General features: G+C 44.3%; 17 protein-coding genes and 1 pseudogene. 10 read left to right on the top strand and 8 right to left on the bottom strand.

What is annotated here, in order from left to right:
* Window positions 1-33: 33 nt before the first annotated feature.
* The 4 genes from ACX6CI_RS10855 to ACX6CI_RS10840 form a co-directional block, all read right to left on the bottom strand.
* The gene (locus ACX6CI_RS10855; RefSeq protein ID WP_458778173.1) at window positions 34-456 is read right to left on the bottom strand and encodes a hydrogenase iron-sulfur subunit; all 423 of its coding nucleotides are present in this window, start codon (window positions 454-456) and stop codon (window positions 34-36) included.
* Window positions 456-3494, bottom strand: coding sequence for an FAD-dependent oxidoreductase (locus ACX6CI_RS10850; RefSeq protein WP_458778172.1), 3039 nt, complete (start codon window positions 3492-3494; stop codon window positions 456-458). Before ACX6CI_RS10850 ends, ACX6CI_RS10855 begins: the two co-directional genes overlap by 1 nt.
* Window positions 3495-3579: 85 nt before the next feature.
* Window positions 3580-4452: a methylenetetrahydrofolate reductase gene (locus tag ACX6CI_RS10845; protein ID WP_458778171.1), complete on the bottom strand. Its 873-nt coding sequence runs from the start codon at window positions 4450-4452 to the stop codon at window positions 3580-3582.
* Between the two features lie 66 nt (window positions 4453-4518).
* Entirely contained in the window at window positions 4519-5841 is a 1323-nt protein-coding gene (locus ACX6CI_RS10840) for a (Fe-S)-binding protein (RefSeq protein ID WP_458778170.1), read from the bottom strand.
* A gap of 246 nt (window positions 5842-6087) precedes the next feature.
* On the opposite strand from ACX6CI_RS10840, the gene ACX6CI_RS10835 reads away from it, so the two are divergent.
* From ACX6CI_RS10835 to ACX6CI_RS10820, 4 genes are all read left to right on the top strand, one after another.
* A complete protein-coding gene (locus ACX6CI_RS10835; protein ID WP_458778169.1) occupies window positions 6088-6411 on the top strand; it encodes a hypothetical protein in 324 nt (107 codons plus the stop codon).
* 297 nt (window positions 6412-6708) lie between these two features.
* A complete protein-coding gene (locus tag ACX6CI_RS10830) occupies window positions 6709-7551 on the top strand; it encodes an AAA family ATPase (RefSeq protein WP_458778168.1) in 843 nt (280 codons plus the stop codon).
* Window positions 7552-7574: 23 nt separating this feature from the next.
* On the top strand, window positions 7575-8765 hold the full coding sequence (locus ACX6CI_RS10825; protein WP_458778167.1) for a vWA domain-containing protein: 1191 nt from the start codon (window positions 7575-7577) through the stop codon (window positions 8763-8765).
* 110 nt (window positions 8766-8875) lie between these two features.
* Complete coding sequence (locus ACX6CI_RS10820) at window positions 8876-9943, top strand: uroporphyrinogen decarboxylase/cobalamine-independent methonine synthase family protein (protein WP_458778166.1); 1068 nt, start codon at window positions 8876-8878, stop codon at window positions 9941-9943.
* On the opposite strand, the gene ACX6CI_RS10815 is transcribed toward ACX6CI_RS10820, so the two are convergent.
* On the bottom strand, window positions 9914-10243 hold the full coding sequence (locus tag ACX6CI_RS10815) for a GIY-YIG nuclease family protein (RefSeq protein WP_458778165.1): 330 nt from the start codon (window positions 10241-10243) through the stop codon (window positions 9914-9916). The two genes, ACX6CI_RS10820 and ACX6CI_RS10815, sit on opposite strands and share 30 nt — an antisense overlap.
* Before the next feature lie 199 nt (window positions 10244-10442).
* On the opposite strand from ACX6CI_RS10815, the pseudogene tatC reads away from it, so the two are divergent.
* From tatC to ACX6CI_RS10800, 3 genes and pseudogenes are all read left to right on the top strand, one after another.
* Window positions 10443-11218, top strand: a pseudogene (tatC, locus tag ACX6CI_RS10810) (twin-arginine translocase subunit TatC).
* A gap of 146 nt (window positions 11219-11364) precedes the next feature.
* Complete coding sequence (locus ACX6CI_RS10805) at window positions 11365-12633, top strand: class II fructose-bisphosphate aldolase (RefSeq protein WP_458778164.1); 1269 nt, start codon at window positions 11365-11367, stop codon at window positions 12631-12633.
* Between the two features lie 192 nt (window positions 12634-12825).
* Window positions 12826-13845: an NAD-dependent epimerase gene (locus ACX6CI_RS10800; protein WP_458778163.1), complete on the top strand. Its 1020-nt coding sequence runs from the start codon at window positions 12826-12828 to the stop codon at window positions 13843-13845.
* Between the two features lie 131 nt (window positions 13846-13976).
* Here ACX6CI_RS10800 and dxs read toward each other — a convergent pair whose 3' ends face one another.
* From dxs to ACX6CI_RS10785, 3 genes are all read right to left on the bottom strand, one after another.
* Window positions 13977-15884, bottom strand: a complete 1908-nt coding sequence (gene dxs / locus ACX6CI_RS10795) for a 1-deoxy-D-xylulose-5-phosphate synthase (RefSeq protein WP_458778162.1) — start codon at window positions 15882-15884, stop codon at window positions 13977-13979.
* Between the two features lie 226 nt (window positions 15885-16110).
* Window positions 16111-17007 (bottom strand): polyprenyl synthetase family protein, encoded by an 897-nt coding sequence (locus ACX6CI_RS10790; RefSeq protein ID WP_458778161.1) that lies wholly within the window; start codon window positions 17005-17007, stop codon window positions 16111-16113.
* Window positions 16982-17239, bottom strand: coding sequence for an exodeoxyribonuclease VII small subunit (locus ACX6CI_RS10785; RefSeq protein ID WP_458778463.1), 258 nt, complete (start codon window positions 17237-17239; stop codon window positions 16982-16984). Before ACX6CI_RS10785 ends, ACX6CI_RS10790 begins: the two co-directional genes overlap by 26 nt.
* 206 nt (window positions 17240-17445) lie before the next feature.
* Between ACX6CI_RS10785 and xerA the strand changes: the two genes are divergently transcribed.
* From xerA to hslU, 3 genes are all read left to right on the top strand, one after another.
* The gene (gene xerA, locus ACX6CI_RS10780; RefSeq protein ID WP_458778160.1) at window positions 17446-18357 is read left to right on the top strand and encodes a site-specific tyrosine recombinase/integron integrase; all 912 of its coding nucleotides are present in this window, start codon (window positions 17446-17448) and stop codon (window positions 18355-18357) included.
* A gap of 210 nt (window positions 18358-18567) precedes the next feature.
* Window positions 18568-19098 carry an ATP-dependent protease subunit HslV gene (gene hslV / locus ACX6CI_RS10775; RefSeq protein ID WP_458778159.1) on the top strand — a complete coding sequence of 177 codons (531 nt, stop codon included), beginning with the start codon at window positions 18568-18570 and terminating at the stop codon, window positions 19096-19098.
* Window positions 19095-20501, top strand: a complete 1407-nt coding sequence (gene hslU, locus ACX6CI_RS10770; RefSeq protein ID WP_458778158.1) for an ATP-dependent protease ATPase subunit HslU — start codon at window positions 19095-19097, stop codon at window positions 20499-20501. Before hslV ends, hslU begins: the two co-directional genes overlap by 4 nt.
* Window positions 20502-20567: the final 66 nt, after the last annotated feature.

The following is a 20567-nucleotide window of genomic DNA, read 5'->3' as shown; positions in this document are numbered from 1 at the left end:
TATAAATTTACAGTCAACTCTCTACGCTGCCGATTACAGGGCTGCAGCCGCCTTTACAGGGCTAGGCCCTAATTTTCTGATTTTGTCTGTTATTGTAGAAGCTACTTCTGCAAATCGGTGCCCCATACCAGCAGAGATGCTCACCATCTCAAGCCGTTCGCTTTCAAGGCCGATTTCTTCTAAGTGTTGTTGTACATACTTTACGCGTTTAGCAGCCTTTTCATTGCCATTTTTAAAGTGACAGTCACCCTCAAGGCAGCCGGCGACATAGACACCGTCAGCACCTTTTTCAAAGGCCTTCATAATGTGTAGCGAATCTACCTTGCCAGAGCAGGGAACCCGAATGATTTTAACATTAGATGGGTATGGAAGGCGTTGACTGCCCGCCATGTCAGCAGCCGTATAGGCGCAGTAGTGACAGCAGAAGGCCACAATTACCGGTTCAAAATTTTCCATTATGCAGTTATCCTTTCAAATAATTGTTCTACCTTTGCAAGTATCCTGTCATCTTCGAACTGCATCAGTTGAATTGCTTTGGCCGGACACTCTGATACACACATACCACAACCATGACATTTGGCTGGATCAATCTCTGAATAGCCATCCGCATTAATAAATGGAACATCAAATGGACACTCCCTGACACAGATAAGACAGGCAGCACACATTTTCCCATCTACCTTGGCAGCTGCAGCACCAAGGCTGATCTCATCTAGAGCGAGCATGGTCTGTGCTCTTGCAGCCACTGCATTGGCCTGGGTTACACATTCCCTGATCAGCTTAGGTGAGTGGGCAGTTCCCGCTACAAAGAAACCGGGAACAGGCATATCAACAGGGCGAAGTTTGACGTGATCTTCTAAGAAATAACCATCTTCTGTACGGGGTAGTTTGAAGATCATGGATAATTCCTCGTTGGAATCATGATCTGCAATTATACCCGTACTGAGGCAGAGGTTGTCAGCACTAACAGTGACATTCATGCTCAGGATGGTGTCATAGTAGGTAACGTCAATTTTACCGTCAACTTCCTCAACAACAGGTGGTTTTTCCTGCTCATATCTGACAAAAATAACACCGCGCGCTCGTGCCTTCTGATAATACTCTTCCTGGAAAGCGTAGGTACGCATATCACGGTAGAGTACAAAAATCCTTGCATCCGGATTGATATCGAGAATAGCAAGAGAGTTTTTAATGGCATTTTGGCAGCAGATTCTGGAGCAGTTGGGGTTCTCCTTGGTTCTGGAACCAACACACTGAATCATTACAACATTATCCCATTCTTTTACCTTGTCTGGTTGTTCAAACAGGTATCGCTGGGTTTCCAGTTGTGTTTTGACGAGGGGCGAGCTATCAAGCAGATACTGGTTGGGGCGATTTGGTTGTGCGCCTGTGGCCAGTATGGTAATGCCGTGTTCAATCTGCTTGTAGAACATCTGAGGACCGCTCTGCATACCCGTTGTGAACATCCCTGGCATTCCGGAGTGGTCAACAATGAGTGATCTGGTCATAACCTGAATATTTTTATGGTTCTTAACCTTTTCAGACATATCTGAGAGCAGTGCCCGAACATCTCCGCCTTCTAGAGTTTTGATCAGATGGTTAGAAAGTCCACCAAGTTTGTCACTTTTTTCGGCGAGATATATCTGATAGCCACGATCTGCAAGATTCAGAGCCGCGGTCATGCCAGTAATACCGCCACCAACCACAAGAACATTTTTGTTCATCGGCAGTGTCTGATCTACAAGAGGCTGGGCTCGTACCACTGATGCAACGGACATGGCGATGAGCTCTTTGGCCTTATTTTCGGCCTCTTGAGGTTTACCACTATGCACCCAGGTGGCTTGATCCCTGATGTTTGCAATATCTACAAGATACTTGTTGAGACCGGCTTTTTGTAAAAGATCCTGGAATTTTTCCTGATGGGTTCTAGGAGAACAGCCACCAATAACGACCCTGTTGAGCCCTTCTTCAACGATGGTCTGGCGGATATTTTCCATGGAAATCCTACTGCAACCATGGCCCTCGGCCTTAGCAACAGCAACATGGGGCAGAGTCGCAGCATGGGCAACAAGATTGTCCACATTAACAACACTACCTATATTAACGCCACAGTCACAGACAAAAACGCCAACCTTAGGTTCTTCCTCTGTGACATCTCTTTCCAGTGGTTCTTCTGCAACTTTTTCTTCCAGAACGACCCGTGCAGGCAGATCAGCGGCTGCCATACATGCAGCAGCACTTGCCTGAACCATAGTCTCCGGAATATCCTTAGGGCCTTCAAAGGTTCCAGCGACATAGACACCTGGTTTTGACGTGACCACCGGATTAAATTCTTCAGTGATGGGAAAGAAGTCGTCGTTCATGGCGATTCCGACTCTATCTGCTAGAAGTCTTGTCTCTTCAGAGGTTTTAAAACCTGTGGAAAGTACCACCATGTCAAACTGTTCTTCAAGCTGCTTAGTGCTGTCTTCCCTGGTGTAGCTGAGTGTCAGGTCGGTTGAGCCTTCAGGTTGAAGGATGGAGTGGGGTCTGCTTCGTAAAAAGCGTACTCCGTATTCATCTTTAGCACGGTTCAGGTAGAGCTCATAATCTTTACCAAAGGTGCGCATGTCCATATAAAATATGGTGGTTTCAATATCTTCCTGGAAACGTTCCTTGGTGACCATGGCCTCTTTGAGGGCAAACATACAGCAGGCATTGGAGCAATACGCTCCAGCGCCTTTTTGCAGGCCCCTTGAACCAATACACTGGATCCAGGCAACTTTTTTAGGCTGCTTGCCGGTGGATGGACAGAGGAGTTGGCCGCCGGTTGGTCCTGAAGCTGAAAGAATCCTCTCATATTCAAGACTTGTAACGACATCTGGAAGATTTTTGTATCCAAGATAATCGAGATGACTTGGATCAAACACATCAGCGCCAGGTGTAAGCACAATTGAAGAACACTGGATGGTTCTATTAATCGGCATGTCATCAGGGTTGATGGCACCTGCGGGGCAGACATTAACCAGTGCCTGAACATCGTTGCACTTGTCAAGATCTATGGAGTAGGCCTGGGGCGTTGCCTGGGGGTAACGCATACAGGTAGGAGCCCTGTGATCAAGCCCTGGGTTAAATCTGACACACTCCGGGAATTTGGTGAGACAATCCCCGCAGGCGGTACATTTTTCAAGGTTAATATAACGCGGCTTCGAGGTGAGAGAGACGGTGAAATTCCCCTTTTCTCCACTGACGTTCGTAACCGTAGTCATGGGTAGGAGTTCAATATGCTCCATTCTGTTGCTTTCAGACAGGTGGGGAGCAATAGTACAAAGATCGCAGTTGTTTGTTGGGAAGGTTCGGTCAAGCTGGGTCATCAACCCACCAACAGTGTAATCCTTGTCTATAAGAACAACGTCTTTTTTAGCTTCCGCTAAATCAAGAGAAGTCCGTATCCCACCAAGTCCGCCGCCGACAACGAGCACCTTGTTATTTTGGTTTCTTTTTGAATTCTGCATTGTTACCTTTCTAGTCACAAAATTAGCAGGGTTAATCGAGCTATTCGGTCAATCCTTGGATCGTCTGCTTCAATGGATTCAGTGCTTATAGTCCAGCAATATCAAGAATCCCCGGTAGTTTAGACTCCCAACCAAGCGTCTGGATAAGTACTCCCTGACAACTTTCTTTAAGGGCTGAAATCGTTTCTCCGGCTATGACAACTCCTTCCTGGTCACGGTTCGATGACTTTCTGATTCGACTTATCAGCTCAGGGCTGATATGAGCACCAGGATCGCTGTTTGCGATGTACTGGGCAATGGCCAATGACTTAATCAGAAAGACTGAAGCGATGACAGGAACATCAAGAGTTTTGATCTTTTCAAGGGTTGGCCCCCAGCTCTCCACATCAAAAACTGGTGGGGTAATGACATAACGGGCACCTGCGGCCACTTTTTTTCTGGCAACATTAAGTGCGGCTGTCAGTTCTTCGTCGTTTGCAAAACTGGGAAGTGAGCAGCCGATAACGTAATCTGGATTTCCATCCAGATCAAAGCCGCTCAGATCTTTGCCATTTTGTAAAGTCATTAGGGTCTCTATGAGTTGTACCTCGTCGAGATCATTGACTACCTTGGCGTCACTGTGATCGCTCTCTCCAATATCCGCACTATCTGCGACAATGATGTTTTGAATGCCCAGAACATGGGCCGCCAGGGCGTCACCCTGCAAGGCCATCCTGTTTCTGTCCCGGCAGTACATGTGAATAATCGCCTCAAGTCCCTGTTGCTGGAGTAATGCTCCTCCAGCCAGTGCACTCATGCGCATAATTCCGTTATCCATATCCGGAATGACTACTGCGTCAATTCTGCCTTTGAGTCGTTTGGCGTCAGTGACTATTCTGGATATGTTGATTCCTTTTGGAGTGTGTATTTCCGCAAGGACGGCAAATTCGTTTGAAGCTAATCTTTTTTGAAAACCCATAAATTTCTTTCCCTCCAAAATCTGAGTATACCAGCTCGTTAGTGTTTCTGGATACACCTGCCCTGTCTAGAACAGGGCGCTTTCAGGGTGAAATACATCTACATCTTTTAAGTCATCTCCAAGATATGCTCTTTCATTAGGCCCTAAGATCCCCAGTGAAAGACAGATGAGTGTCCACATGTGAACAGTACCGTAGGTGCCGCCGAAGTGATGCCCAATATCATGCACCTGGGCGTGACAGTTATGGCAGCCGGTGATGCAGTAATCAGCACCTGTTTCTATGATCTGATCGTATTTAATCTTTCCATAGGCACGACGCTCTTCGGTAAAACCTGATTGCAGAAACCCACCACCGCCACCACAACAGTAGTTGTTCGACTTGTTTGGGGTCATCTCGATTACATTTTCTTCACCGACAACAGATTGAACAACAAAGCGCAGGTCATCTGCTACAATGTCACCTTCTCCCTTACGAATTATCTGGCAAGGGTCCTGTATGGTGAATTTGATCTTCCTGTCTTTGTTCCAGTCGGAACTTACCTTGAGTCTGCCTTCACGTATCCACTTGGCATAATAGGTGTAAATTGAAGCAACTTCGAACTTGTGATCGATACCGAATTTTTTCAGTCCGGCCCGGACTGAGAATGTTATGTGTCCTCATTCGGTATTGAGAAACACCTTGCAGCCGAGTGAATCGGCCTGCTCCGCGGAAACCCTGGTAACCCTCTCCCAGCATTCATTATCAGCAAGAAAGAGACAGTAGTTCTCGGCCGCCCAACCCCTGCTACCGTATGTCCAATCGACTCCGGCGAGGTTGAGTATCTTCCATAAGGGGACCATCTCGTCTGGCTCGGTCACCGGCTCCCTTGAATTCTGGTTAAGAAAAAAGAAGGCACCTTCCTTATCAACGGGTGCTTCCATATCTTTAAATTCAGGTTGGGACTCCTTGTATTCTTCTAAAACATCTTCGACCACAAAAACAAAATCATCCGGGGCAGTACCCATGGCACTGTTGGAATCATTGCGAAGTGCCATATCGCACGACTTCATAATACCTGAGGGGCGTTCTTCCCTTGGCCAGGTTGCCCGGGCGTTAAATACAAGTTGGGGGATGTCTATTTTCATTGGGCAGACATAGATGCATCGCTGACACATTGTGCACATCCATACCCAGTCTGATTTGGTGGCTTCTTCGTCCATGCCCATGGCGCACATGCGAAGGAATTTACGTGGGTCCATATCCGCAAGTCCGGTTGCAGGGCATCCAGATGCGCAGGCTCCACATGTGAGACAGAGGTTGAGGTTACCTCCATCGGGGATTATCTCCTTGCACTTATCAAGAAAGGAGCTTTGTTTTTTTCCTTTGATTTTGATGGTACTTTCTGACATTGATGTTGTTCCTTTTTTCCTATCCAATTAGCGGAAGTTGAACACGTAAAGCAAACAGTCAACCAATCGAAATTGTGGGGTTAAAATGAATTACGCCAGCGTGCTAAAATATCCTCCTCAGTTCAGTTGTATTTCAACGTAATGTATTGTCGCTTGTCTCAAAATCGTTATAAAATATCAGGGATTAAAGGGCCGATAATAGTTCTGTCCTTTTCCCGAATTTTGTGTGTGAAGATGGAGCTATATATGAAAAAAACTAGTTTGTATAAGTGCTGGAAAATAAAACTTTTTGGAGAGGGGGGGCGGGACAAGTGGGTATGCCAGGAACAGGCTTGTGGCTTTTTGTATGCCAGATTGAGGGAGGCAAAAAAAGGAAATACTACACCAACGATAAATAACATGAGAATGGGTGAAGTTAACTGTCGCACTCCTAAGGCCCCTCAAGAATTCAGACGAAATGTAGTAGCAAAGGTTCAGCTTATTTTAACCGGTACTTTGCCGTTTAATCCTAATCTGCAACACTCTAGCGGTTATCACTGTACAGAGAGAGAAAATAAAAGTCAATCCTAATGAAAACACATAGAAAATTGACAGAAATAGTGAATGTGTTATCTTTACTTTTACGTTAAAAGGATAAAGCTCGTATGGTACTAAAAATATTGTAATAACGTTGTTTTTGTGATGTGGAGAAGTACGATGGTGATATGTAATTCAAATTTATCAATAATATCTGGGATATTTATTAGTTTTATTGATCAGCGGTTTGGTTATAAAATGTAACACTGCAATGGAACTTTTATTTGTAATGCATCATCGATGATGGGGAAAAGATCTTTTTATATTAGACAAAAGTTTTAAGGAGAATACATGGAGCTTTCAGCGTTTAGTGGATCTGAAAAATATGTTCTTGATCAGGAACTTGCGAAAATTGTCAATATTTCGATGGCTCTGGAAATGCCACTTCTGTTAAAGGGCGAACCCGGGACCGGAAAAACGATGCTTGCCCACGCCATCGCAGAAACCCTTAGAATGGAATTGATCACCCTCAATGTGAAATCGAGCATGAAGCTCATTGAGGCACTCTATCAATATGACACCCTGACACGGCTTAACGATAGTCGCTTTGGCGACTCGGAACGCAATGTGGGTAATATTGATGATTATATTAAAATGGGCAAGATCGGGCAGGCCTTTGTTGCGGGTAAACGTTGTGTGCTGCTGATCGATGAAATTGACAAAGCGGAGACTGAGTTTCAGGATGACATGCTGGATGTGCTCGATCAGATGCAATTTGATATCATAGAGACAGATGCAGTGGTTACCGCCAAAAATCGTCCTGTGATTATAATTACCTCAAATGCCAAGAAGGATTTATCTGATCCTTTTTTAGGGCGGTGTAACTTCCATCATATCGCCTTTCCCGACCCTAAGATGATGCGAAAAATACTCGCTGTTCATTTTACAGACATCTCGGGGACTCTTGTGGATAATGCCGTGAAGACTTTTTTTGGTTTACGGGAACTAGATGGTATTGAGAAGAAGCCAGCCACGAGAGAACTTATCAATTGGGTGAGAGCCCTCCAGGCGGACCCGGATTTCCAGAGTGGCGATAAGTTGAAAAAAGAGATTCCCTATCTCGGAGTACTCTTTAAAAAGAGTGGTGATTATGCGAAGGCAACTGCGAACCTTATGAGAAAACGACTCTATTAAGACTCTATTAAAGAGGTGCGGAAATGTTTGTTCAGTTTTTCTATACACTTCGTGATGCTGGTGTTCCGGTTAGTCCTACATCATTTCTCACCCTGCACAAAGCCCTTGCCATGGGGCTGGTCACATCCCTCGATGACCTCTATAGTACGGCTAGAACGGTGCTTGTAAAAAGTGAAAAGTATTTTGATCTGTATGATCAGGTCTTTTCCCATATTTTTGCTGGAACTGAGCTTGTTGATATCGATGAAGAGGCGCTGGAACTTCTTGCCGGGAGTATGGTGAATGAATGGCTGAAAAACCCAAAAGAACTAGCCGATGCTCTGGGAGTTGACCGTGATAAGCTCTCAGAGATGAGCCCTGAAGAGGTGCTGGAGTATTTTAAAAAGCGTTTAAAGGATCAGGAGGGCAGGCATGATGGCGGTTCCAAATGGATTGGTACAGGGGGTGTTTCCCCTGTGGGTCATGGCGGCAACCATCCTGGTGGTCTCCGGGTTGGTGGAACATCACGCAATAAATCTGCATTAAAAGTTGCTGGTGAGAGAAGATATAAGAACTACTCATCATCCACCCCCCTTACTGTAAGTCGAATGGGGGAGGCCTTAAAGAAACTGCGTAATCTTGTTCCAAGAGGTCCAAAAGATAGTCTTAATATAGATGAAACTATTCGTGAAACCATCCGTAAGGGCGGGGAGATTGACCTTGTTTTTGAACGGGGGGTGGTTGATCGCCTCAAAGTCATTCTTCTCATAGATAATGGTGGCTGGTCGATGGACCCGCACGTGCAGCTGGTCCAGACACTTTTTAACTATGCCAAATCAGAGTTTAAGGACCTGCAGATATATTATTTTCACAACACTGTGTATGATCTGGTCTGGGAGGATCCCGGTAGATATAAAAAGGCTCTGCCAATTGCGGATTTTATAAAAAATGACCCGGATACCAGGTGTATAGTGGTGGGTGATGCCAGTATGGCTCCCTATGAACTGATGTCTACCGATGGCTCTATCTACGCCTTTGAGAGAAGCGGTAAGCCATCCGTTGAGCAGTTAAAGTTTGTAACTGAACGTTTCCCCCATTCAGTCTGGCTCAATCCAATTCCTGCTAAACACTGGCCCTATACACATACTATTAAGGTTATCAGTTCTATTTTCCCTATGTATGAATTATCCCTCGATGGCCTTGAAGGAGCTGTGAATCATCTGATGGGTGGTTGATATTTCAAACGAATTTTGGAAAAAAAGGTGACAAAATTCACTTTATTCTTACTCTCTTGCTACTGTTAGAACTTATTAAATCCGTAACTTTTTCTAAAAGGTAGCCTCGTATGTCACAGATTTCTCCCCAATGTCGTCCCTTGTTGATTGGTAGTTTACCCATGTCTGATCATGGTGAAGCAACAGAACTTATCTTTAATTACACCCCTGAATTTCCGCTTTGGCCCCAGTTACCCAAGTATAATGAAGAAGGAATGATTCTCCAGTACCTGGAAGGGTTTCCAGCAGTGGATGAGTGCGATGGAAAGCTCTTTATTGACGGTACGAGTTCTAGTTTTGATGCTGAAATACTGGCGTTTTATGAAGAGTATCTCATGATTGCAGAAGGTGGAGCTCCTCTTGATGGATCGAGATTTGAGCTGACTGACAAGACTGCAAAGGGCTTTTTTAGCTTTTTAGATGCTGCTAAAACGCGAAAGGATAGTTTTGTCAGTCTGAAAGGACAGACAACCGGGCCGGTAACATTTTGCACAGGACTTGTGGATCAGGACAATAGGGCCATCTACTATGATGATCAGTTGCGGGACATTGCCATTAAACATCTTTCGCTAAAAGCAAGGTGGCAGACCAAAAAAATGGCAGAGATGGGCGGGACACCCATTATGTTTTTTGATGAGCCTGGTCTTGCAGGGCTTGGGACTTCAGCATTTATCACAATAACCCAGGAAGAAATTGTTGCCTGTCTATCCGAGGTGTTTGCTGGAGTAAAAGAAGAACAGGGTCTTACCGGGGTGCATGTCTGTGCTAATACGGAGTGGCCGGTACTCTTTGATGCGGGTGTAGATATCATTAGTTATGACGCCTATTCATATTTTGATCGTCTGGTTCTCTATGCAGATCAACTCGTTAAGTTTTTTGGCCGTGGAGGAATGCTTGCAACAGGTATTGTGCCCACCAGCCCCGAGTTTATAGAAATAGAGACGGTGGACGGACTGGTTGAAAAATGGTTTGCACAGACCAAAGAACTTGTGGCCCTTGGAATTACAGAAGATGTTGTCTATAAACAGACATTTATTACACCAAGCTGTGGTACTGGTGCTGTTTCTTTTGAACAGGCCAAGAGGGTTCTTGAATTGACAAAGGGTGTTTCAGAAAAGATCAGAACAGCACTTGGCTGATTGATCGCTCTTATTAAAGAGTTGTACCAGAGTTTTTTTCTGGCTGGTTTGCATCTTTTTAATGACGTATTCTCGTTTGCAGGCGTTTTGTCTTGAATCTGATTCTTCGAAATAGATTAATCTGACAGGGCGCCGGCAGCGGGTATACTTTGCTCCTTTTATTGTGTTGTTGTGCTCATGAAGCCTCCTGGGTATATCAGTGGTTACTCCCGTGTAATAGGTCTTATCAGAGCATTCAACTATATAGATATACCATTGAGCACTATTTAGTGGCTGTGGGGCTGTTGTGTTTGCTGTCATTCCAGTTTGTTCTCTGTTCTCGTTAGATTGTGTACTGAAAACCATGGTTGTAAAATGTGGTGATTCTCTTGCCAAAAGTGAGTGCAAATGGTATTGAACTGCCTTATCTGTTGTAACGTTGGGTACAGTGGTAAGAGCCCTGTATATAAGAGTAAAAGGTTTTTGTCTATTGAAAGCCACGTAGTAGTAAATATGACATATGAATGTTGAAGGTGGAAGTGAAAATCTTGAAAAACAGGCTCTCACAGATCATTTACGTGAACTGCGTTCCTGTTTGATTATATCTTTTATAGCTGTATTCATAGGCTTTTGTCTTTCCTATACAGTTATACGTCCTATTGGTACGTGGTTTTTTAAACCGCTGACAGAAGTACTCCCCGAGGGGACGTCCCTGATCTTTACCTCGTACCAGGAAGGGTTTTTTTTTATCTAAAGCTCGCGTTAGTGTGTGGTCTTCTCCTCGGTTGTCCTGCAATATTTTCTCAAATCTGGCGCTTTATCTCACCAGGTCTTTTTAAACACGAAAAAAGAGTACTTGTTCCCTTTACGGCACTTTCCAGTCTCTGTTTTATAGGAGGTGCTGCCTTTGGCTATTTTGTTGTTTTCCCTCCGGCGTTTAAATTTTTAGTGGGCTATAATAATGAGTTTCTCACATCCCTGCCTGGGGTGAGTGAATACTTCTCTCTGGCCACTCGGTTGCTCCTGGCCTTCGGGGTGATTTTTGAAATGCCGCTTTTTATGGTGTTTCTTGCTAAAGTTGGAATTATAGACGTAGGTTTCCTCACCAGAAACAGGAAGTATGCAGTTCTTATTAACTTTATTATTGCTGCTATTCTTACACCTACACCTGATATCGTCAATCAGTTGATGATGGGTGGTCCTCTCGTGGTGTTGTATGAAATAAGTATAATTGCTGTACGATTATTTGGGCGAAAGGGTTTTAGTGGCTTTGATGAGCCTGCTGCTCTGGAGTAATATAAAAACGCCCGTCTTCCTAACTAGATTTATCATACGCTTTGCAGTATAAGTGAGAGTGTTGATTGTGACTATTTATACACCGGATGTGGAGGGTGATTCACCTTTTGCTGATCGGTTAATTATCGTATATGGAGGTACTATTTATGTATGATTCAGATTATGAAAAACTTATCCAAACTGGCCGGCCACCAAACATTGCCAAATTATTCCCTCATTCTAAAGCACTTATTGTCAGTGGTAAGGTAATTGATCAAGCAATGGTTGCTAAGGGCAATGCCATGACAATTGCTGCAAATGGTCGTAGTGGTCTTGTAATACGTGGTGCACTAATGGCCGCACAGCGTGCTGATGCAGCTATTTTAATAGAAATCGCCCGATCAGAGTGTAATTATTGCCCGACTAATTTTTACAATATAGCTCGTCAGGTGGATGCCATATGCAATGAGCTTAAAATTACAATTCCTGTGGCAATCCATGCGGATCACTATGGAATAAAAAATGAGGGTGATCTACCCTTTGCCAAGATGGAAATTCCTTCAATGTTTGAAGCAGGGATTACCTCAATTGCAGTGGATGCATCACATATGCCTGATGATAAAAACCTACTCGCAAATATTGAACTCGCCGATTTTATTCCCACCTGGGCGGGTCTTGAGACTGAGGTTGGCGAAATAAAGGGAAACCAAGGGCTTTCAACAGTTGATGATGCAACCTTTCTCATCAAAGGGATGAACAGCAGAAATATATTTGCGGACTGGATTGCTCTTAATAATGGATCTTCCCACGGTCTTGAGGCAAGCGGTACAGGGATCCAGGTTGAGTTGACAGCAGATATTCATGCACATCTTGAGCCCTATGGAGTTTCGGGGGCGCAGCATGGGACCTCTGGAAATAATTCGGATAAATTGCGGGCAATTAGTACAAAGACAAATACAACCAAAGCAAATGTAGCAACTGCTCTGCAGATGGTGTCCTGGGGCCTTGAGGTCAATGATTATGGGAACGCTCTGCAAGATGACAATGGTAACTTTATAAAAGTTGCTGGTGAAGGCTTGCTTGAAGAAATTTGGGAAGAGATGGTTGAGTATGCTGATAAACAGGGATGGAAGGCTGGTGATTACAAGAAATTGAATCTTCCCTTTGAAACCAAGATTTTTGCTCAGCCAAAACAGATCAGGGACCGAATGACCAAGCGGGTTGATGATTTTGTGTACAACATGCTTGTAAACGTATTCAATGCTGGTGGCACCGGAACTCTAGGTAAGGAGCTACTCAAAAAGGCAGGTAGTTATGATCTTGGAGCTAAAGGAAAGCTGATTGAGGATCCGGCAGACTGGACCACTGAAAAAATAATCGAAAGAGCCAAAACCCTCGTCGTTGATAAGGGGCCAGAAGGCGATTTTGATGACTAATTGCAATGCATGGAGCCTTTTGCAAAACTAAGAATTTCGTTTAAGATTGAGGTTTGTGATAAATTTTATGACAGGCGTATAATTAATATGGCGAGGATAATATTTTGAACAAAACGAAAAGATTGGGCGCAAGGACACTTTTATAAGTGGCTCTATAATTAACCCAAAAACAGTAAGGGAAATGTAATAAGAATGAACGGGATTAATAAAGTACTCATTACAGGTGGCGCTGGGTTCATAGGCGCGCATTTGGCCCGGCGTTTGACTGCCATAGGTACCGAAGTTGTTGCTCTTGATAATCTTAATGATTACTACGATCCACAGTTGAAAATTGATCGTATGGCAGCTCTTGGAGAAGGTGAAAAATTTCAACATGCAAATATTGAGCTTTCTGATCGGGGGGCGGTTGAAGCACTGTTTCAGGAGCACAGTTTTGATGCAGTTGTTAATCTAGCGGCCCAGGCGGGGGTGCGTTACTCACTCATAAATCCCCACTCCTACGTGGACACAAATCTTGTGGGGTTTGTCAATATTCTGGAAGGGTGTCGACATTCCGGAGTGAAGCACCTTGTATATGCCTCATCAAGTTCTGTCTATGGGGCAAATACAAATATGCCTTTTTCAGTCCATGATAATGTGGACCATCCTGTTTCACTCTATGCCGCTTCTAAAAAAGCGAATGAGTTGATGGCACATACCTATAGTCATCTCTTCAATCTTCCCACCACAGGCCTTCGGTTTTTTACAGTCTATGGTCCTTGGGGGCGTCCTGATATGGCGCTGTTTCTTTTTACAAAAGCAATTCTTGAGAATAAGCCAATAGATGTTTTTAATAACGGCAATATGGAGCGTGATTTTACGTATATTGACGATATCGTTGAGGGGGTGTTCCGGGTAATACACAAAACTCCTGAAGCCAGTCCTGACTGGAGTAGTGATAGTCCCGATCCTGCGACCTCATACTGTCCGTATAGGGTGTATAATATAGGTAATAATAATAAGGAAAGACTGCTCAGGTATATTGAGGTCTTGGAAGATTGTCTTGGCAAAAAGGCTGAGAAGAATTTTATGCCGATGCAGCCGGGAGACGTACCAGCCACCTATGCTAATGTTGATGATCTGGTTGATGACTTTTCCTATAAACCTGCAACAACCCTAGAGTTTGGAATTGGTAAGTTTGTGGATTGGTATAAGGGATATTTTAACATCTAATCTTTCCATAGATGGTTGAGCGTCCTCGTTTTATAAGTGAAACTTAGTACGCAAGATTTTGATACAAAAGAGAAAAGGGGGAATTCGCATTGCGAAGTCCCCCTTTTTTAATACTGATATATTGGGATTTGTCAGGAATTATTCAACATAGACTTTGCAGCTTGTACAATTGCTGGAGTATCGATGAGGCTGTTCTTCCATAGGGTCTTCTGCGGCCCATGTTCAATAAAGGTGTCCGGGTGACCGAGCATCTGGGTCTGAACCTGATAGATGCCAAGGCTGCTTAACAATTCAAGGATAGAGCTACCAAAACCACCTGATTTGTTGTTATCTTCAATCGTAATAAGTTTCCCGGTGTGCTTGGCCCATTTCGCTATGAGGCTGCCGTCTAGAGGTTTAATAAATCGTGGATTGATAACAGCTGCATGTATTCCAATTTCTTTTAATTCTTTTGCCGCCGCAAGTGCAGGATACACCCGGTTTCCTACAGGCAGGAGGAGAATATCATCTCCTTCGAGGAGGAGTTCTCCTGAACCGATTGGAATGAGCTGTAACTCTTCATATTCATCCATCGGCCTATTTTCTCCAGGACCACGCGGGTAACGAACCGCAGAGGGGCCATTGTATTCTATGGACGTGTAGAGCATGTGCTGTAACTCAATTTCATCCTTGGGGGCCATGATAACCATGTTGGGGATGAAACTCAGAAAAGAAATGTCAAAAGTTCCATGATGGGTCGGACCATCGTCACCTACAACTCCTGCCCTATCAATGGCCAGGGTAACGGGAAGATTAGGGATACAGATATCGTGAATGATCTGATCGAGGGCTCGTTGGAAAAACGTTGAGTAGATAGCAACAACAGGGCGCAACCCCTTAGATGCGAGACCTGCTGCAAAGGTGACCGCATGCTGCTCAGCAATACCAACGTCAAAGAACCGATCGGGAAATTCCTTTGCAAACTCACCAAGGCCTGTACCTGAGGGCATAGCTGCAGAAATTGCAACAATTCGGTCATCTCGCCGCGCTAATTTACTTATTGTGTTGCCAAACACCTTGGTGTAGGCAATGGGTCCCTTGGAGCTGTGGGGCTTGCCGCTTAGAATGTCAAATGGGCCTATTCCGTGGAATATATCAGGGTTTTTCTCTGCAGGCTCATAGCCCTTACCTTTCTGGGTCAATACATGAACAAGGACTGGCCCCTGAGAGGTATCCCTTGCCGTTTCAAGGGTTTCAAGCAAGTCTTCAAAATTGTGACCGTCTATTGGTCCGACATAGTTAAACTTAAAGGCCTCAAAGAGCATGCCCGGTGTGAAAAAACTCTTAAATGATTCCTCACTTTTTCTAAGAATATTGAGGATGTTTTCACCAACATCGGAAATACCAAGTTTTTCAACCAGGTGGTTTTTAACCCGGTTCATGGTTTTACCGGTAAGCTTTCGACTGAGAAAGCTTGAGATTGCTCCGACATTGGGGGATATGGACATCTCATTGTCGTTTAAGATAACGATCATATCCTTATCAAGGTGTCCTGCATGATTCAGGGCTTCAAAGGCCATCCCGGCTGTCATTGAACCGTCACCTATGACTGCTATGGCCTTATGATCTTCGTGTTTAAGCAGGTTGCCAAGTGTTATGCCCGTTGCCGCTGAGATAGATGTAGAACTGTGTCCAGTCTCAAATGAATCGTAGGGGGATTCCTTTGTCTTTGGGAAGCCGCTCATTCCTTTGTACTGCCTGAGAGTTGCAAATTGATCTTGTCTTCCTGTGAGCAGTTTATGGGCATAGGACTGGTGACCAACATCCCATATAATCTTATCTTCTGGAGTATTGAATGTATAGTGGAGAGCGATGGTTAACTCAACAACACCAAGACTTGGTGCCAGGTGTCCCCCAGTTCTGGAAACTGTATTGACAATGGTATCCCGAATGTCCTGTGCGAGTTCCTCAAGGCTCTCAATGGAAAAGTCCCGCATATCTGCGGGGCTCTGAACTTGTTCGAGTAGACTTGTGGCTGTTGTTGGCTGTGGTATTGACATAAGGCCTATCTGGAGCTTAATTCTCGTAGTGATTCTCAAGTAGCGTATGCATAAAAATGCTCACGAAATTGGGCTATTAGTACCTTAGTCCTGAACTTCTATCATAAAAATCAAGAAATTCAGCAACACTACTTAAAATCGTAAAGTTAATTGTTACCGCCAAAACACGTATACCCGTCAAGCGAGTACTGAACTGAGTTCCGGCTTGTTGTCATGCGTACCTGGGTTAATTACTTCTGATAAATATATATTCCGCAAGGGCTCGAAGGGGATCGGCACGTTCACCAAAATCCTTTATCGCATCTACTGCAGATGCTACTGCATGTTGAGCTTTTTTACGGGTTTCTTCAACGCCAAAAAATGCTGGATATGTTGCTTTACCTCTGTCGGCATCTGAACCTGCTGCTTTGCCGAGTTCTTCCGTGGTTGATGTGACGTTCAGCAGATCATCCACTATTTGGAAGGCAAGACCGATTTGATCACCATAGTTTATAAGAGCGTTGATTTGCTCGCTATTGGCTCCTGCTCCTATTGCTCCAGCATGAACAGAGCAGGTTATAAGCGCCCCGGTCTTACTTTTATGAATTGTCTGAAGGGTAGAAAATGGAAATTCTGTGTTTTCACTCTCTATATCAAGACTCTGTCCACCTACCATTCCAAGTGAGCCGGCTGCTCTTGCAATAACCTGAACGATATCAAGGCGTTGTTGGGCAGAAAGCGTGTTGTGTTCCTGATTGGTAATAAGATCAAAAGCCCAAGTTAAGAGGCCGTCTCCTGCAAGAATTGCCTCTGCTTCACCATAGAGTACATGGTTCGTTGGCTTTCCCCTACGCAGGTCATCGTCATCCATTGCAGGGAGATCATCGTGGATGAGGGAATAGGTGTGGATACACTCAAGTGCCACAGCCACAGGCATCAGGTTTTGATCATGATTGTCAGAGGAGTTAATTGCATGGGCTGCCGCGAGGCACAGTATAGGCCTCACTCTTTTGCCACCTGCAAAAAGACTGTAACGCATGGCATCTATATGCTTTGCAAAAGGACCCGTTGCCTCAAGCATATAGGTGCTTAATCCCTCTTCAACGACTAATTTTTGTCTATTCAGATAAGTCTTTATATCCACTTTCTTCTTCGCCAAAAGGTAAGGTTTCTAACTTTCCATCTTTTTCCAGCAGTAGCTCAACCTTCGCCTTTGCTTCAGAAAGCTGCTCGGAACAGAATCCTGCGAGTTGAATACCTTCATCAAATTTTTTCAAACTATTTTCAAGACTCAACTCACCATCTTCAAGTTCTTCTGTTATTTTTTCTAACTTGGTAAGAGCTGATTCAAACGTTTTTTTTGCCATAATTTCTATCTTGTTTGTACGAAAGAGTGTTGCCTGGAACCTCTAATCGAGCTAGTACTGTGTTGTGTCAGATAACCAACAAGGACTATTTTTGTTAAAATATCACCGTATATATTATGTAAGCAGCAAGAAGTCGAGTGGAAAAGGAATAAACCAGCTGCTTTTCAAAAGAGAGAAGACATTCTGCTTCTCTCATTGGAGCTAAACCAACACTAATGATAAAAACTATTGAGATTTTTACAAGGTGGCTTGAAATTGAAAAGGGCTACTCTTCCCATACTGTAAGTGGTTACAAGCGAGATATTCTTGAGTTTACTTCTACTCTTTCTAAGAATTGTTCTGTGAATGCTGTGGCAGCTTCAGATATCAGGCGTTTTGTTGTAGGTTTGCACGGACATAACAGCGGGGCAACCGTTGCCAGAAAACTATCAGCGCTTCGAACGTTTTTTCGTTTTAGTTTGCGTGAAAAGCGTATTAGTGTCGATCCGGTGACTTCTATTACAGGTCCAAAGGTGGGACGGTATATTCCTGTTTTTTTAACAGTAGATGAAACCTTTGCCCTGCTCGAATCACCTTCATCCCGTGATACCTATATGTTACGGGACAGGGCTATTCTTGAGTTACTCTACTCAACGGGAATGCGGGTTTCTGAACTTGTCACAAGGGATCTCGTAGATCTTGATTTTAAAGAGGAAATGCTTACGGTACGGGGCAAAGGTAACAAGGAGCGGTTGGTACCCGTTGGTGCCCCCGCCATTGAGGCTGTTTCCGCTTGGCAGGGTCAACGCTTGCAGCTTATGGAAAAAAGAGCAGGGCGTGGTCGCCCGGTTGAAAAAGAAGCCCTTTTTCTCAATGGTCGTGGTGGACGGTTGTCTGTGCGTAGCGTAGAGAGGATGGTTAAGATGTATGGAGAACGGGCCGGGATACTGCAAATTGTAACTCCCCATGCATTACGACATTCGTTTGCAACACATCTTCTTGAAATGGGTGCCGATTTACGCTCGGTGCAGGAATTACTTGGTCATGCAAGTTTATCCACTACCCAGAAATATACCCATCTCACCTTGGACCATTTGGCGGATGTGTATGATAAGGCGCACCCCATGGCTCAAAATAAAAAACAGTAGAGCCGCTTGCAAAAGTGTCTTTTCGCCCAATATTTTCGTTTTGTTCAAAATTTTATCCTCGGAATATTAGTTATAAGCCTGTGGTAAAATTTTTCACATGCCTCAATCTTGAACGAAAATCCTGTTTTGCAAAAGGCTCAGTAGTAAAAAAGATATGGTGGAAATCTTAACTGGTTTTCGCAAAGATAAAGCTCATTTATTAGTGTACGCATGAAAATACGATCTACAACAATTGTCGCAGTACGACATAAGGGCGAGGTGGCTCTTGCAGGTGACGGGCAGGTTTCTTTAGGGAACACCGTAATGAAACATAACGCCCGTAAGGTCAGAAGACTATATCACAATCAGGTGATAACTGGTTTTGCAGGCGCTACTGCCGATGCCTTCACTCTCTTTGATAAACTCGAACAAAAGCTTGAACAGTATAAGGGAAATCTTTTACGGGCCTCTGTTGAACTTGCTAAAGATTGGCGGACGGATAAGTATCTTAGAAAACTGGAAGCAATGCTCATTGCCGTGGATAAAGATCATTCACTGTTACTTTCAGGCACTGGAGATGTGATTGAAGGTGATGAGGGTATTTTGGCCATTGGTTCAGGTGGCCCCTATGCACAGGCGGCGGCTCTTGCGCTCGTAGAGCATAGTGACCTTGATGCAAAACAGATCTGTGAAGCAGCACTCAATATAGCAGGTAATATCTGTGTTTATACTAACAACTCTATAATAGTTGAAAAAATATGATGTCTAATCAGTCTTTTACACCCAAAGAAACCCTCACTGAACTTGATAAATACATCGTCGGCCAGGCTGACGCGAAACGCTCTGTTGCAATTGCACTACGTAATCGCTGGAGAAGACGACAGGTGCCATCTCCTCTCAGGGAAGAAATTGCACCGAAAAATATTATTATGATAGGTCCCACCGGGGTAGGAAAAACAGAGATTGCAAGACGTCTCGCGACCCTTGCCCAATCACCTTTTATAAAAGTTGAGGCCTCTAAGTATACTGAGGTTGGTTATGTGGGCCGTGATGTGGAGTCCATGATCCGAGATCTTGTTGATCTTGCCATTAACATGGTCAAAAAGGAGGAAGAGGAAAGGATTAAAGGCGTTGCTGAAGCAAATGCTGAAGATAAAATTCTTGATATCCTTTTGCCGCCAACTCCTGGGGCAGTTTCAACTGTTGGCCCGGATGGTACTGGCTCCTTTACCATTGAAAATCCCGATCTTCCTGTGAAACAGGAGGAGAGCACTGAGAATAGTACCCGGGAAAAATTCCGCAAGATGCTTCGTGATGGTAAGCTTGACGATCGAGAAGTAGAAGTTGAGGTGACTGATTCTAAGCCAGGGCCCATGGTGGAGATTATGACCTCTTCGGGTATGGATGATATGCAGTCAAATATTCAAGACGCTTTTGGTAAACTTTTTCCTAAAAAGAAAAAAGCCCAAAAGATGAAAATGAAGGACGCTAAGGAAGCTGTAATCAAAGAAGAGACAGCAAAGCTTATCGACCATGAAAAGGTTGTTCAGGAAGCAGTTAAGCGCACTGAACAGTCAGGAATTGTTTTCCTCGATGAGATCGATAAGATTGCCTCAAAAGGTGGCAGTGGCGGCAGCGGCCCTGAGGTTTCAAGGGAAGGGGTGCAGCGTGACTTACTGCCAATCGTTGAGGGGGCAACTGTTAATACCAAGCATGGGATGGTGAAGACCGACCATATACTTTTTATTGCAAGTGGAGCCTTCCACCTGAGTAAGCCGTCTGATCTCATCCCTGAGCTCCAGGGACGATTTCCAATTAGAGTTGAGTTGCATCCACTTGGGAAAGATGAGTTTGTTCGGATTTTGACTGAACCAAAAAACGCTCTGGTAAAACAGTATATTGCCCTCATGAAGACCGAAGGGGTTGAGCTGGTTATTACGGATGATGCCATTGAAGAACTCGCTGCTATTGCGGTTGAAGTCAATGAAAAAACTGAAGAAATTGGGGCACGTAGACTTCATACTGTAATGGAGAGGATGCTCGATAGTTTATCCTTTGATGCCTCAGATCTATCCGGTGAATCTTTTGAGGTGACTGCTGAATATGTGAGAGAGCAACTCAGTGAGATTGTGCAGGATCAGGATTTGAGCAGATATATCCTGTAGGCAGGAATCGTTAGTGGTTCGGTATATACTTATTGAAGGTATGTATGCCGATGGGTGTCCCATTTG

The sequence above is a fragment of the Desulforhopalus glucosivorans genome (genome assembly GCF_054397165.1).
This window is presented reverse-complemented; position numbering and strand designations above follow the sequence as displayed.

What these genes read in the sequence shown, in the direction of transcription:
- ACX6CI_RS10850 (WP_458778172.1), bottom strand. Translation starts at nt 3,494, where the DNA reads ATGCAGAATTCAAAAAGAAACCAAAATAACAAGGTGCTCGTTGTCGGC.
- ACX6CI_RS10835 (WP_458778169.1), top strand. Translation starts at nt 6,088, where the DNA reads ATGAAAAAAACTAGTTTGTATAAGTGCTGGAAAATAAAACTTTTTGGA.
- ACX6CI_RS10800 (WP_458778163.1), top strand. Translation starts at nt 12,826, where the DNA reads ATGAACGGGATTAATAAAGTACTCATTACAGGTGGCGCTGGGTTCATA.
- ACX6CI_RS10855 (WP_458778173.1), bottom strand. Translation starts at nt 456, where the DNA reads ATGGAAAATTTTGAACCGGTAATTGTGGCCTTCTGCTGTCACTACTGC.
- ACX6CI_RS10805 (WP_458778164.1), top strand. Translation starts at nt 11,365, where the DNA reads ATGTATGATTCAGATTATGAAAAACTTATCCAAACTGGCCGGCCACCA.
- xerA (WP_458778160.1), top strand. Translation starts at nt 17,446, where the DNA reads ATGATAAAAACTATTGAGATTTTTACAAGGTGGCTTGAAATTGAAAAG.
- hslU (WP_458778158.1), top strand. Translation starts at nt 19,095, where the DNA reads ATGATGTCTAATCAGTCTTTTACACCCAAAGAAACCCTCACTGAACTT.
- ACX6CI_RS10820 (WP_458778166.1), top strand. Translation starts at nt 8,876, where the DNA reads ATGTCACAGATTTCTCCCCAATGTCGTCCCTTGTTGATTGGTAGTTTA.
- ACX6CI_RS10815 (WP_458778165.1), bottom strand. Translation starts at nt 10,243, where the DNA reads ATGACAGCAAACACAACAGCCCCACAGCCACTAAATAGTGCTCAATGG.
- dxs (WP_458778162.1), bottom strand. Translation starts at nt 15,884, where the DNA reads ATGTCAATACCACAGCCAACAACAGCCACAAGTCTACTCGAACAAGTT.
- ACX6CI_RS10845 (WP_458778171.1), bottom strand. Translation starts at nt 4,452, where the DNA reads ATGGGTTTTCAAAAAAGATTAGCTTCAAACGAATTTGCCGTCCTTGCG.
- hslV (WP_458778159.1), top strand. Translation starts at nt 18,568, where the DNA reads ATGAAAATACGATCTACAACAATTGTCGCAGTACGACATAAGGGCGAG.
- ACX6CI_RS10825 (WP_458778167.1), top strand. Translation starts at nt 7,575, where the DNA reads ATGTTTGTTCAGTTTTTCTATACACTTCGTGATGCTGGTGTTCCGGTT.
- ACX6CI_RS10830 (WP_458778168.1), top strand. Translation starts at nt 6,709, where the DNA reads ATGGAGCTTTCAGCGTTTAGTGGATCTGAAAAATATGTTCTTGATCAG.